Raw genomic sequence first — 13821 nt, 5'->3', positions numbered from 1 at the left:
AAGGAATATCTTGAATTGAGTATCCTGAGCCGTCTCGTCGCTGACATGCAGTTGATGTTCCGCAGACCCTTGCGGATGCAGTATGCTGCCCTGTGCCACCGCAGGCGCAAAGGCGACGGCGCACTGGAGATCCTGCTGATCACCAGCCGTGACACCGGACGCTGGGTGATCCCCAAGGGCTGGCCGATGGACGGGCGCAGCGCCTCGCAGGTCGCCGAGCAGGAAGCCTTCGAGGAAGCCGGCGTCAAGGGAAAGGCTGAGGAAGAGATGCTCGGGACCTTTGTCTACGAAAAGGGTCTGGAGCATGGCGTGAAAGTGCCGTGCATCGTCGCCGTGCATGCGCTCGAAGTCTCGGACATGGTTTCGAAATTCAAGGAGAAGGGCAAGCGTCGCCTGGAATGGGTGACGCCCGAGGAGGCCGCCATGCGGGTGGACGAGCCGGAGCTCAAGGCGCTCATCCGGTCCTTTGCCGCAGGCGGGCCGCTGACGCCCTCGCATGATACGCCAACGCGCAAGGTCGGCTAGGCAGCGCCCGGCCCGCGTCGCGGACAACGACGCGCCACATGCGACCTGACACACCGAACGCCCTGTGATATCGCCGCAGCTGCGACGGTCTACCGACCGCCAGCGTGGAACCCACAGGAGCCCGATCGCCCCACCCGCCGACCTTCCCGCCTCATTCTGGACTTAACGACCCATGGCCAAGACTGCCCGGGGCGCCGGCAAGCCGACGCTCGACAAGGATCTGGAGAAATATCATCGCGTGGAGGAGGTCTCCGTGCGCGTGTCGCGCTCGCTGGTCGCGCCCGGCATCGCGCTGATCTTTCTTGTGCTGGCCACCAGTTTTGCCGCCCTCGTCATGCTGGAGCGACCGGGGGCGGTGATGGCGATCGCCGGCGCGGCGCTGGCCGTCTACATGGCCATCAACATCGGCGCCAACGACGTGACGAACAATGTCGGCGCCGCCGTCGGGGCCCGCGCCATGACGCTCGGCACGGCGCTGATCATTGCTGCCGTTTTCGACACGGCGGGGGCGCTGATCGCCGGGCGCGACGTCATCGACACCATCGCCACCGGCATCGTTTCGCCTGATCGCATGCCGAGCGACATGGCTTACGCAAAGGTGATGATCGCCGCGCTGCTTTCGGCTGCCATCGTCGTCAACATCGCAACCCTTGCCAGCGCGCCCGTTTCCACCACCCACGCCATCGTCGGCGGGGTGGCGGGGGCCGGCATCGTTGCGGCCGGCGCCGATGCCCTGCACTGGAAAAGCATCGGCGCCGTCGTCGTCAGCTGGATCACCTCGCCGCTCTTCGGCGCGCTGGTCGCCATCGGCTTCCTCGCCTTCGTGAAGACCTTCATCCTTTACCGCGAAGACAAGCTGGAGGCGGCAAAGCGGTGGGTGCCCGTGCTGCTTGCCATCATGGCCGGGTCGTTCACGACCTATATTACTCTCGTCGGCGCCGGGCAGGTGCTGAGCATCACGGCCTTCCAGGCCCTGGTGCTCGGAGGGTTGGTCGGGCTTGCGAGCTACGGGGGCCTGAAGCCGCTGATCGCCCGCGCCGCCGAGGGGCTGGAGAACCGCAATCAATCGCTGCGCAAGCTGTTTCGCCTGCCGCTGATCTTCGCGGCCGCGCTGATGTCCTTTGCCCATGGGGCCAATGACGTCTCCAACGCCATCGGACCGCTGGCCGGCATCATGCACGCGCTCGGCAGTGGAGTGTTCGCCAAGCCGCTTTCGGCGCCCTTCTGGGTGCTGGTCATCGGCGCGCTCGGCCTCTCCGTCGGGATCCTGCTCTACGGTCCAAAGCTGATCCGGGTCGTCGGCAGCGAGATCACCAAGCTCAATCCGATCCGCGCCTATTGCGTGGTGATGTCGACTGCGATCACCGTCATCCTGGCCGCGGCCTTCGGCCTGCCTGTCAGTTCCACCCACATTGCGGTGGGTGCGGTGTTCGGGGTCGGGCTGTTTCGCGAATGGTATACGGCGCGCTCCAGCCGCCGCCGCGCCTTCGTTACCCGCAATGCCGGGGAGAGCGAGGGCGACGGCGCCGAGACCGCCATCAACCCCGATGGCGTCAACCAGTCCGAAACCAGCCGGCGCTATCTGGTGCGGCGCTCGCACCTGATGACCATTCTGGCGGCCTGGGTGGTGACGACACCGGCGAGCGGCTTGCTGTCGGCCGGCATCTATGCCCTTCTCGCGGCCGCCTTTCGCTGACCCTGCCGGAGACTTCCATGCGCGCCAATTTTCGCATGCAGCGCCTTTACATCACCAGCCCGCTCGGAGCAGGCCTTGTCCACGAGGCGAGCGCCGAACAGTTCAACTATCTCGCCAATGTGCTCCGGCTGGAAGCGGAGGCCGAGCTTCTGGTCTTCAACGGGCGCGACGGCGAATGGCTGGCGCGGGTGACCTACCCGACCCGCAAGAAGATCGCGCTCGTCGCCGTGGAGCAGGTGCGGCCGCAGCCGGAGGCCTCCGACCTTTCCTATCTCTTCGCACCGCTGAAGGTAGGACGGCTCGACTATCTCGTGCAGAAGGCCGTGGAAATGGGCGCGGGACGGCTGGTACCGGTGATGACCCAGCATGTGCAGGGGCGGATCGGATCGGTCGAGAAGATCGAGGCCAATGTGATCGAGGCGGCCGAACAATGCGGCATCCTTTCGATCCCGACGGTCGCGGCGCCGCGCAAGCTCGCGGAGGTGCTTGCCGACTGGGATGGCAGCCGGCGGCTGATCTTCTGCGACGAGGGCGATGCCGGGCAGAACCCGCTGCCGATCTTGTCGCGCATCACCGAGCGGAAGATTGCGCTGCTGGTCGGGCCGGAGGGCGGATTTTCGGAGGAGGAACGCCGGATGCTGCGCGCCCTGCCCTTTGTCACGGCCATTCCACTCGGGCCGCGCATCCTGCGGGCGGACACGGCGGCGGTGGCTGCCATGGCGGTTTTGCAGGCCGCCATTGGGGACTGGAAATGAGCTATTCAAGGTCGCAAAGCGTCATTGTTTTTTGAAACAGGCATGAAATGATTTTGCTTGCCAGCCTGAAAAATCCGGTTCAAGCAGCAGCAACCATTCCCGCGCCGTGCGGGGCGACGATCCCGAGAAGCAGAAGACCACCATGGCCCGAGATACCACCGACCTGACGCCGGTTTCCTCCCTCAGCGAACTCGCCGCGCACATGGCCGAAGGCAGCAAGCCGAAGGATGCCTTCCGGATCGGGACGGAGCACGAGAAATTCGTTTTCTTCAAGGCGGACAATGCCCCCGTGCCCTATGAGGGCGCAGCCGGGATCGAGACGATCCTGCGCCAGCTTCAGGAAAGAACCGGCTGGGAGCCGATCGACGATGCCGGCAGGATCATCGGCCTTGCCGCAACGTCGGGCGGCGGCGCGATCTCGCTGGAGCCAGGCGGCCAGTTCGAGCTTTCGGGTGCGCCGCTGGAGACGCTGCACCAGACCTGCAAGGAATCCAACGAGCACCTCGCGGCCGTCAAGGCGATCGCCGAGCCGCTCGGGATCGGTTTTCTCGGCATCGGCGGCAGCCCGAAGTGGACGCTTGAGCAAACGCCGCGCATGCCGAAGTCGCGCTACGGCATCATGTCGCGCTACATGCCGAAGGTCGGCTCGCAGGGGCTCGACATGATGTATCGCACCTGCACGATCCAGGTGAATCTCGACTTCTCCTCCGAGGCCGACATGCGCCGGAAGATGCAGGTGTCGCTGAAGCTGCAACCGCTGGCGACCGCGCTGTTTGCGAGTTCGCCCTTTACCGACGGCCGCCCGAACGGGCTGCAATCCTGGCGCGGCGACATCTGGCGCGACACGGACAACCAGCGTTCGGGCATGCTGGAGGCGTTTTTCGCGCCGAACTTCGGCTTTGAGGACTACGCGCGCTGGGCGCTCGATGTGCCCATGTATTTCGTGGTGCGCGACGGCGTCTATCACGACTGCACGCACATCACCTTCCGCCAGTTCATGGACGGCGCGCTGAAGGGCACGCTCGCCGAATGGCAGCCCACCATGGGCGACTGGACCAACCACCTTTCCACGCTCTTTCCGGACGTGCGGCTGAAGCGCTTCCTGGAGATGCGTGGCGCCGATGGCGGTCCGTGGCGGCGCATCTGTGCCCTACCGGCCTTCTGGGTCGGCCTTCTCTACGACGATGCGGCGCTCGATGCGGCCGAGGACGCGGTAAAGGACTGGTCCTACGAGGACGCACTGTCGCTGCGCAACGCCGTGCCGGCCGAGGGGCTTTCCGCCATGGTGCGCGGGCGCGATCTCTGGTCGGTGGCGCGCGACATCCTCGCCATCTCCCGGCTCGGCCTCAAGAACCGCGCCCGGCTGAACGGGGATGGCGTGGATGAAACCATCTTCCTTGCCCCGCTCGACGAGATGGTCGCGCGGCGCATGACGCTCGCGGAGGAGTTGCTCGGCCTTTACAAGGGTCGCTGGAACGGTTCGGTGGAGCCGATCTTCAGCGAATTCCAGTACTGAGCCGCATTCCCTCGGGGATGACCGCCAATCCGTGACAAAAGCGGTTTTGCCACCGCCGAATTGCCCTATAGTGCGCAATGAACCGGGTGAACCGGGCGATGCGAGGGGAATCGGAATGCTGCCACTCTACGACATGATGATGCAGGCGCAGAACGGCAAGGCCGTGGACATGATGGCCCGCCAGTTCGGTCTGGCGCAGGAGCAAGCGCGGCTTGCGACCGAGGCGCTGATGCCGGCCTTTTCCTCCGCACTGAAGCGGCAGGCGACCAACCCGATGGACTTCACGCCGCTTCTGGCCGCCATGGCGAGCGGCAATTATGCGCCCTATTTCGAGGATCTCGCCCGCGCCTTCTCCCCGCAGGGTATCGATGACGGCAACGCGGCGCTCGGCCGCCTCTTCGGCTCGAAGGACGTGTCGCGCGCCATTGCCGCGCAGGCCGCGCAGATGACCGGCATCGGCCAGGAAATCTACAAGCAGATGCTGCCGGTGGTCGCGAGCGCCCTGATGGGCGGCTTCTTCAAGCAGATGATGGCGCCGTTCGGCCAGATGGGTGGTCAGGCCGCCCAGTCGACACCGGAAAACCCCTACGCGGCGATGATGCGCCCCTTCATGGAGGCGGCCGGACTGCAGCAGAAGCCGGCGGCGCCTGCAAACCCCTTCGACAACCCCTTTACCCAGGCCATGCAGGGTTTTTTCGGCATGGGAACCGTACCGGAGAAGAAACCCGAGCCCGATCTTTTTGCCGGCAACCCCTTCGTCAAAGCCTATCAGGATTTTCTTGCCACCGCCGCCAAAGCGGCCGAGCCCCAGGAAACGGCCCAGCCGACCGCAAAACCCGAAGCCAAACCGCAGGCGGCCTCTGGCGAAGCGAGTGCGAGCGAGCAGATGGGCGCCTTCTTCAACGCCATGTTCGACAGCGGCATTGCTGCCCAGAAGGAATACCAGAAGCAGTTCGACGGCCTGCTCGAAACCTATATGGGCAAGGGGAAGCCGGAGGGCACGGCCTGAGACGCAAGCGTATCCCAGGCACGTGGCGCGCCATCATCCCGTGTGATTTGTAGTAAATCACAACAAAACTGGCCTGTCATTGCTTGACGGGCGCGGTACAGAAAAGACCTCCACGGGGAAAATGACTTCAGGTCTTTCGACAACCGCCCTCCGACGATGCATCCAATTTGATTAAGTACAATTTTAACTCTTACCGTTACATTCATGCCACTCAATGCGTGGGGGCATGTATGAAAAATCTCAAAATCGCTTCGGCGCTCTACCTGCTGGTCGGCCTTCTGATGGCCGGCTTTGCGACCGCGTCGGTTTTCCAGATCCGATCCTTCTCCGCAACGATCTACGAGCAGCGCTACGAGATGCTGCGCACCGAGGTCGAGACCGCCCTGTCGGTCATGGAGATGTACAACAAGAAGGCCGAGGCGGGTGCGCTGACGCAGGATCAGGCCAGAGCGGACGCCTTTGCGACGATCGCGGCGATGAAGTTCACGCCGGATGGCTATTTCTTCGCCTATGACAAGGACGTCACCATGCTCTTCCACCCCGATCCGAAGCGGGTGGGGCAGAACTTCAAGGGCAAGGCGGACAGCAACGGCTTTGCCTATCGCGACGAATTGGTGAAGCTCGGCTTTGCCGGGGGCGGGCGCGTGGACTTCTTCGGCCCGAAGCCGGGCCAGGAAGGCGATAACTTCCGCAAGGCCGCCTATGCGCAGGCCTTCGCACCCTGGAACCTCGTGGTCGTCACCGGGCTCTACATGGATGATCTGGACACCTATGTTCAGGGCGAGATCATCAAGGCGGCATCGCTGTGCATCGTGGTTGCCATGCTCGGCCTGATCGCCGCCACGCTTGTCATCCGCAACATCACCCTGCCGCTGCGCTCCGTTCACACGGCGCTGCGCGCCGTTGCCGACGAGAATGTCACGATCGCCATTCCGCACGGCGATCTTGCCAACGAGGTCGGCATGATGGCGCGCGCCACAGGCGAATTGCAGGAAAAGATCCGCGAGCGCCATGCGCTGGCCGCCCGCCAGCGCGAGCAGGAACTGGAACTCAGCAGCGAGCGCGAAAAAAGCGTTGCCTTCCAGCTCGAAGAAGCCCGCCAGCAGAGCCATGCCGTCGGCACGATCGGTTCGGCGCTGGCGACGCTCGCCACCGGCGACCTGACGGTGCGGTGCGACGATCTCGGGCCGAAGTACCATCAGCTGCGCGAAAACTTCAACGAGGCGCTGACGCGGCTCGAAGAGGCCATGAGCCGCGTGTCCGTCAAGGGTGCGGATATCGGTGTCAGCAAGGAGGAAATCCGCAAGGCATCCGGCGAGCTCGCCCAGCGCACGGAGCGCCAGGCCGCCAACCTTGAGGAAACCTCGGCCGCCATGGACGAACTCGCCGTGGCCGTGCGCCAGACGGCGGACGGCGCGCGCGATGCGGCACGCCGGGTGACAACCGTCAGCGAGGAAACGCACTCGAGCGACGAAATCGTCAACCGCGCCATTGCGGCGATGAGCGGCATCGAAAGCTCGGCGCAGGAAATCGGCAAGATCATCGGCGTCATCGACGAGATCGCCTTCCAGACCAACCTTCTGGCGCTGAATGCCGGCGTCGAGGCGGCACGCGCCGGCGAAAGCGGCAAGGGCTTTGCGGTCGTTGCCCAGGAAGTGCGCGAACTTGCGCAGCGCTCCGCCGCTGCGGCCAAGGAGATCAAGGAACAGATCCAGCGCTCCAGCCAGCAGGTTGCCCAGGGCGTGGAACTGGTCGGCGAGACCGGCGAGGCGCTGAAGCGGATCTCGACGCAGATCACAGGCGCCAACGAGATTGTCTCGAAGATCGCCCACAGCGCCGCCGAGCAGGATACGACGCTGCGCTCCATCGCCAGCGCGCTCAACCAGCTCGACGTCGCCACCCAGCAGAACGCCGCCATGGCGGAGGAGACGACGGCTTCGGCCGAAATGCTCGCCAACGACACCGGCGACCTGCTGCGGCTGATCGCGAGCTTCCGCGTCGGTCGGGGACAGTCCTCGGCCGAGATGGAGCGGAGCCGGCACCAGCGCGCCGCATAAAAAAAGCCCGATGGCCGGCCTTGGGACCGGGCACCGGGCAAGAGGCAGGGTTCGTTGGCTCAAAACCCTGCGGGGATCGGAGCCGCGCCGGATAACGGCGCGGCAAATTCTTTTCAGACGGCCTCTGCCGTCAGCCTCGCTCAGGGCTGGCGAAGGCCCTGATAGTAGGCATTGGCGCGAAGGCGGGCGGCCCGCGTCAGATGACTGCCGGTGTTGGCAAAGAAGGACGAGGTGACGGCGCTGTGCACGTCCTCCCGCGTCAGCCCGATGTCAAGCAACTGGGATTCGCTGAGATCCGCAAGGGCCAGCATCGCATTTCGGTTTCGCAGTCGGCGCACAAGGTTCGTGACCGCACCGGCAAACTCGATGGCGCGAAGCGCAAGACCAGGCTTGCTCGCAGCGAGATCGAGGGCGGAACGGGGCGCAGACATGACGAAACTCCTTCAAGGGTCTGGTTCAAACAACGGCGTCGGGCAAAGCCCCGCCCGGGCGGATGGGCGGGGCTTGACCGGAGATCGGCAGCAGCCCGGACCGGTGACCGCCAGCGATTTGCCTGCCGGGTTTCGCAAATCCGTATTGATCAGTCCAACGAATGTTTCTAATGATATCCATCAGTTTAACTGATGGCACTTCCCCATGTCCGCACCCCTCGACATCGACCAGCTCCAGACCTTCGTCGCCATTGCCGATACCGGCAGCTTCACCAAGGCCGCCGACCGCGTGTTCAAGACGCAGTCGGCCGTTTCCATGCAAATGCGGCGCCTCGAAGAGCGCGTCGGCAAACCCCTCTTCGTCAAGGATGGCCGCGGCAACCGGCTGACGGTGGATGGCGACAAGCTCTTGAACTTTGCCCGCCGCATGATCCGCCTCAACAACGAGGCCATGGCCTCCTTCGACGACAATCGTCTCGAGGGCACGTTGCGCATCGGCACGCCGGATGATTATGCCGATCGCTACATGCCGGAAATCATCATGCGCTTTGCCAAGACGCATCCGAATGTCGAACTGTTCATCGTCTGCGAGCCCTCGGTGGATCTCGCCGAAAAGCTGGCGCGCGGCGACCTCGACATCGCCCTCGTCACGCACAATCCGCGAGCGCGCGCCTCGGACGTGGTGCGCACCGAGCCGCTGTGCTGGGTGAGCTCGGTCAACCATCCGCTACCGGAAAACGCGCCGGTGCCGCTCGCCGTCGGACGGCGCGATTGCCAATGGCGGCAGGCCGCCTGCTCGGCGCTGGATGCATCCGGGAAAGACTATACCGTTCTCTTCACGAGCTGGTCCTCCACCGTCGTTGCCGCGGCCGTTCTGGCCGGCATGGCGGTGTCGGTGATGCCCGAATCGGCGCTGCGTCCGGGCATGAAGGTGCTCTCGGTCGCGGATGGGTTTCCTGCGCTGGCGCCGGTGCAGATCGGCATCATGAAGCGGCCGGGATTGTCGCCCTCGCTATCCAATGCGATCACCAACCACATCACGGCCTGCCTCGACAACATCACGCCGAACACGGTGAGCGAAGAGATCGAAAACGACCTCAAGGGGCTGCCGCGCTATCCGCGCTTGCGACAGAGCCACATGCTGCCCGGCTGGTGAGGCCCGCCGGGGGGTTGTCCTTGCCTCAAAACGAGACACTCTGCTGCAAAATGAAACAGGCCGCGGGCATCCAGGGATGCACCGCGGCCGACCCTTACTAAAATAACCGGACTTTCGAAAACGCCTACAAAACCCGTAGTGGAAACACTGCATATACCGCCCAACGCGATCGGCCGGAACCTACTCCAGCTTCCGACAGACCAAAAGCCGGCAAACGCGCCATTTTTGGTGCTGTCATGGTGACTGATCGGTTAAGGTTAAGGAGGCAGATGCAGCCCCTCTCCTTCTGGCAGCAGTATTCCTTGGATTGCCAACACAGGTTTAACGCGAGTCGCCTCTCGCCTTCCCTGCGTGTCAGGCTGCCAGATCGAGCACGATGCGGCCGTCGATCTGTCCTTCTTCCATGCGGTGGAAGATGGCATTGATGTTTTCGAGCTTGTCCCACGAGAAGTGCGAAGCGACCTTCCCTTCCCCGGCGAAGGCCAGCGACTCTTCCAGATCCTGCCGGGTGCCGACGATGGAGCCACGCACCGTGATGCGCTTCAGCACGGTGTCGAAGACCGGCAGAGCAAGGAAGCCTGGCGGCAGGCCGACCAGCGCCATCGTGCCCTTCGAGCGCAGGAAGCCGAAGGCCTGCTCCATGGCTTTGGGTGAAACGGCGGTGACGAGCGCGCCATGCACGCCGCCGGTCGCGGCCTGCACCTTGGCGACGGCATCCGCATCACGGCCATTGACGGTGAGGTCGGCGCCGAGCCTTGTCGCGAGCGCCAGCTTTTCATCGAAGATATCGGCGGCGACCACATGCATGCCCATCGCCTTGGCATATTGCACGGCGAGGTGGCCGAGGCCGCCAATGCCGGAAATGACGACCCACTCGCCGGGGCGCACTTCCGTTTCCTTCAATCCCTTGTAGACCGTGACACCTGCACACAGGACCGGTGCGGCAGGGCCGAAGTCGAGGGTATCCGGCAGACGGCCGACGAAGGCGGGATCGGCCAGACCATATTGCGCGAAGGTGCCGTCAAGCGAATAGCCGGTGTTCTTCTGGCTGCCGCAGAGCGTTTCCCAGCCGGTGCGGCAGGGCGAGCAGCAGCCGCAGGCGGTGTGCAGCCAGGGAACGCCGACACGATCCCCCTCCTTGATACCGGTGACGCCGGCGCCGAGCGCGGCGACGTGGCCGACGCCCTCATGGCCGGGAATGAAAGGCGGATTGGGCTTGACCGGCCAATCGCCATTGGCGGCGTGAAGGTCGGTGTGGCAAACGCCGGTGGCGGCGTAGCGCACCAGAATCTGACCCGGCCCCGGGGTGGGGATCGGGCGCTCCTCGATCGTCAGTGGCTTGCCGAATTCACGCACCACTGCGGCCTTCATCATCCCTGCCATCGTCGTCTCCTCGCAGCCCTGCTGCCCGTTGCTGTCGGCCGAGACGTAGCATCGGAACGGGACGTCGCCATTGATCGGCGTCAACGACAGCGCGGCTGTGATGGCACTCGTCAGCCCATGGCGAGGCGGACAGCGAGCAGCAGCCAGAGGGCGACGGTGAAGACAAGGCTGGCGATGAAGGCGCGGCGGCGGAAGAGCACGCGGTTGGACGTCAGGTGGATGGCGGCATGGGCATAGCGGCTGATGACGAACAGCCAGGCGAGAACAGCGGCCGGCAGTGTCACCGCATCGAAGAGCTGCAACTGGATGCAGGCGATATGGAAGAGCACCGGCACTTCGAACTGGTTGGCGATGTTGTTCTTCGCGGCAAGGCTTTCGACCGGCTCCTCCCTGTTGTCCTTGAACTGGGACACCTTGGCGCGCCCCGCCCGGACGGCACCGACCCGCTGCTTCGACAGAAGCATGAAGACCACGAGCACCAGCAGCACATGGGCGAACATCGGCCAGAACAGGTAGGCGGGGGAAAGAACAGTCACAGGGCATCTCCTTCTTGGGTGCGGGAGATGTAGCGCAACCCGCGGGCAAGAAAAACGCCTGTTGCGGCCCCTGCCCCGGCAAAACGACGAAGCCGTGCCCGGCCGGGCACGGCTTCACGGCGTAAACTGCGGTGCGGGCCTTGCGCTTACTTGCGCAGGGTCAGCGTTTCGGTGCCGGAGCCCGACTTGCCGGTGATCGTCCAGCCGCCTTCGAGAACGCCCCCGGGCTCGACCTTGTAAACGACGAGGCCAACGGCATCCTGCAGGACGTAACCGGCCGCGAAGGCGTCGTCGTAAAGCATGCAGATGCCGTGCGAGGTCGTACCGCCGGTTTCCCAGGTGATCGAGCAGGTCGTATCGCTTTCCAGCGAAATGGTGGCCGTGCCGCTATAGGCGGAACCGTCGAGATTGGTGCCTTCGACATCGTAGGTGCCTGCGGTGACGTCCACGGCAAAAGCGGCCGTCGATGCGGCGAGGCTGAGCGCCGCCGCCGTGATGAGTGTCTTGAACATTCGATTTCCCTCAGTAGGGCGCCCCCAAACAGCGCCATACCACCAATTTGTCGAATGTTAGCACTTGCTGGCAACGCCCAAAAAAGGGGGGAATGGGAAAGGCCGCGCCTTGGTTAAGAAGACGCGGCCTTACAAGGCTTTGGAGGAAGTGGGATCAGACGGCGCCGGGGTAGTTCGGGCTTTCGCGGGTGATCGTCACGTCATGGGCGTGGCTTTCGCGAAGGCCGGCACCGGAGATGCGCACGAAGGTGGCCTTTTCCTGGAAGTCCTTGATGTCCTTGCCGCCGACATAGCCCATGGAGGCCTTGAGGCCACCGGCCAGCTGGTGCAGCACGCCGCCGACCGGGCCCTTGTAGGGCACCTGGCCCTCAATGCCCTCAGGGACCAGCTTCAGCGTGTCGCGCACTTCCGCCTGGAAATAGCGGTCGGCCGAGCCGCGCGCCATGGCGCCGACGGAGCCCATGCCGCGATAGGCCTTGAAGGAGCGGCCCTGGTAGAGGAACACCTCGCCCGGGCTTTCATCCGTGCCGGCGAGCAGCGAGCCGATCATGACGGCGGAGGCGCCGGCCGCAATCGCCTTGGCGAGGTCGCCGGAGAACTTGATGCCGCCATCGGCAATGACGGGAATGTCGTTGGCCTGCGCCGCCTCGACGGAGGCCATGATGGCGGCAAGCTGCGGCACGCCGACGCCGGCGACGATGCGCGTGGTGCAGATGGAGCCCGGACCGATACCGACCTTGACGGCGTCGGCACCGGCATCGATCAGCGCCTTGGTGCCATCGGCGGTGGCGACGTTGCCGGCCATGATACGCACCGAGTTCGACAGCTTCTTGACGCGGGTGACGGCGTCGAGAACGCGCTGCGAATGGCCGTGGGCGGTGTCGACGACGATGAGGTCGACGCCGGCATCGATGAGGCGCTCGGCGCGCTCGAAGCCATCGTCACCCACGGAGATGGCGGCAGCAGCGCGCAGGCGCCCCTGCGCATCCTTGGAGGCGTTCGGGTTCAGCTGCGACTTTTCGATGTCCTTGACGGTGATGAGGCCGACGCAGCGGCCTTCGCCATCCACCACCAGCAGCTTTTCGATCCGGTGGGAATGCAAGAGGCGCTTGGCCTCGACCTGATCGACGTTTTCCTTGACCGTCACGAGGTTCTCGCGGGTCATGAGTTCGTAAATCTTCTGGGCGGGGTTGGAGGCAAAGCGCACGTCGCGATTGGTGAGGATGCCGACGAGGCGACCGGCCTTGCCGGCAGAGGCGTTTTCGACGACCGGAATGCCGGAAATGCCGTGGATCTTCATCAGCGAGAGCGCGTCGGCGAGCGTTGCGTCCGGTCCGATGGTGACGGGGTTGACCACCATGCCGCTTTCGAACTTCTTGACCTGGCGGACTTCCTCGGCCTGTTCGGCGGGCGTCAGGTTGCGATGGATGACGCCGAGACCGCCGGCCTGGGCCATGGCGATGGCAAGACGCCCCTCCGTCACGGTGTCCATGGCGGAGGAAAGGATCGGCAGGTTCAATTCGAAATCATGGGCGATGCGGGTCGCGACATTCGTCTGGCCGGGCATGACCTCGGAGTGGCCGGGCTGCAGGAGCACGTCGTCGAAGGTCAGAGCCTCCATCCCGGTAGCAGTCTCAATGATGCGGGCCATGCCAATATCCTTTTCACAAACGAAAAAACGAAACGGTTCCGGAACGGCGGGTCGCCCGGTCGCTGGAAGCGTTTCTTGGAAGTTGGCGAGGGCACGTAACACGTCTTTGACAGGTTGGGAACTGAAAAAACCGCAGTGCTGGCCTGCGCCGTGACCTGGCAAAAGCCATTGACGTTTCATTAGCTGTTTCTGCTGTGCGGATTCTTAAAAAATCGCGGTTAGGTTGCTCTTACGGCCCGGGAACAGGGCCGACAGCAACTCTTAAAAAACGGGGACGACCATGACGGCCATCAGAAAGCGCGCTCAGGCGCTCGAAACGGAATTTGCCTATCAGCAGGAATTTCAGTTCAAGGCCGAGGCACGCCGCAATGCGCTGATGGGCCTTTGGGCAGCGTCTGCGATGCGTCGCCAGGATGCCGATGCCTATGCGCAGGAGCTTGCCGCCTGCTCCGCCGATGGCCCGACGGCCGCCTATGAGCGGCTGCGCACCGACCTCGCCCTCGCCGGCGCCTCGGTCAGCGACGAGGACCTGCAGACCCGCATGGCCGCCGTGCTGCGCGACGTCGCGCGCGACATGCACGACAAGTAATCTCT

13 protein-coding genes are annotated in these 13821 nt (G+C 64.3%); 8 read left to right on the top strand and 5 right to left on the bottom strand.

Annotated features, from left to right (window positions below):
- The first annotated feature begins 15 nt into the window (after positions 1–15).
- From F3H41_RS14725 to F3H41_RS14700, 6 genes are all read left to right on the top strand, one after another.
- Positions 16–525: an NUDIX hydrolase gene (locus F3H41_RS14725; RefSeq protein WP_149739647.1), complete on the top strand. Its 510-nt coding sequence runs from the start codon at positions 16–18 to the stop codon at positions 523–525.
- 172 nt (positions 526–697) lie between these two features.
- Positions 698–2221 carry an inorganic phosphate transporter gene (locus tag F3H41_RS14720; protein ID WP_149739450.1) on the top strand — a complete coding sequence of 508 codons (1524 nt, stop codon included), beginning with the start codon at positions 698–700 and terminating at the stop codon, positions 2219–2221.
- 17 nt (positions 2222–2238) lie between these two features.
- Positions 2239–2976: a 16S rRNA (uracil(1498)-N(3))-methyltransferase gene (locus tag F3H41_RS14715; RefSeq protein ID WP_149739449.1), complete on the top strand. Its 738-nt coding sequence runs from the start codon at positions 2239–2241 to the stop codon at positions 2974–2976.
- A gap of 142 nt (positions 2977–3118) precedes the next feature.
- Positions 3119–4492 carry a glutamate--cysteine ligase gene (locus tag F3H41_RS14710; protein ID WP_149739448.1) on the top strand — a complete coding sequence of 458 codons (1374 nt, stop codon included), beginning with the start codon at positions 3119–3121 and terminating at the stop codon, positions 4490–4492.
- A gap of 115 nt (positions 4493–4607) precedes the next feature.
- Entirely contained in the window at positions 4608–5501 is an 894-nt protein-coding gene (locus F3H41_RS14705; protein ID WP_149739447.1) for a DUF937 domain-containing protein, read from the top strand.
- Positions 5502–5731: 230 nt separating this feature from the next.
- On the top strand, positions 5732–7558 hold the full coding sequence (locus tag F3H41_RS14700; RefSeq protein ID WP_149739446.1) for a methyl-accepting chemotaxis protein: 1827 nt from the start codon (positions 5732–5734) through the stop codon (positions 7556–7558).
- Positions 7559–7698: 140 nt separating this feature from the next.
- Here F3H41_RS14700 and F3H41_RS14695 read toward each other — a convergent pair whose 3' ends face one another.
- Positions 7699–7989 (bottom strand): DUF1127 domain-containing protein, encoded by a 291-nt coding sequence (locus F3H41_RS14695; protein ID WP_149739445.1) that lies wholly within the window; start codon positions 7987–7989, stop codon positions 7699–7701.
- Positions 7990–8194: 205 nt separating this feature from the next.
- Between F3H41_RS14695 and F3H41_RS14690 the strand changes: the two genes are divergently transcribed.
- The gene (locus tag F3H41_RS14690; RefSeq protein WP_149739444.1) at positions 8195–9145 is read left to right on the top strand and encodes a LysR substrate-binding domain-containing protein; all 951 of its coding nucleotides are present in this window, start codon (positions 8195–8197) and stop codon (positions 9143–9145) included.
- Positions 9146–9499: 354 nt separating this feature from the next.
- Here F3H41_RS14690 and adhP read toward each other — a convergent pair whose 3' ends face one another.
- The 4 genes from adhP to guaB form a co-directional block, all read right to left on the bottom strand.
- On the bottom strand, positions 9500–10528 hold the full coding sequence (adhP, locus tag F3H41_RS14685) for an alcohol dehydrogenase AdhP (protein WP_149739443.1): 1029 nt from the start codon (positions 10526–10528) through the stop codon (positions 9500–9502).
- Between the two features lie 110 nt (positions 10529–10638).
- Positions 10639–11064 (bottom strand): MAPEG family protein, encoded by a 426-nt coding sequence (locus F3H41_RS14680; RefSeq protein WP_244616213.1) that lies wholly within the window; start codon positions 11062–11064, stop codon positions 10639–10641.
- A 146-nt stretch (positions 11065–11210) separates the two neighbouring features.
- Positions 11211–11576 carry a hypothetical protein gene (locus tag F3H41_RS14675; protein ID WP_149739442.1) on the bottom strand — a complete coding sequence of 122 codons (366 nt, stop codon included), beginning with the start codon at positions 11574–11576 and terminating at the stop codon, positions 11211–11213.
- A 154-nt stretch (positions 11577–11730) separates the two neighbouring features.
- Positions 11731–13227: an IMP dehydrogenase gene (gene guaB, locus F3H41_RS14670; protein ID WP_149739441.1), complete on the bottom strand. Its 1497-nt coding sequence runs from the start codon at positions 13225–13227 to the stop codon at positions 11731–11733.
- A 280-nt stretch (positions 13228–13507) separates the two neighbouring features.
- Here guaB and F3H41_RS14665 point away from each other — a divergent pair, with 280 nt between their 5' ends.
- Positions 13508–13816, top strand: coding sequence for an ATPase inhibitor subunit zeta (locus F3H41_RS14665; protein ID WP_149739440.1), 309 nt, complete (start codon positions 13508–13510; stop codon positions 13814–13816).
- Positions 13817–13821 lie beyond the last annotated feature (5 nt).

Source organism: Rhizobium sp. RU20A (assembly GCF_900155885.1).
Classification (GTDB): Bacteria; Pseudomonadota; Alphaproteobacteria; order Rhizobiales; family Rhizobiaceae; genus RU20A.
The sequence above is the reverse complement of the archived record's forward strand: the minus strand, read 5'-3'. Positions and strand labels throughout refer to the sequence as shown.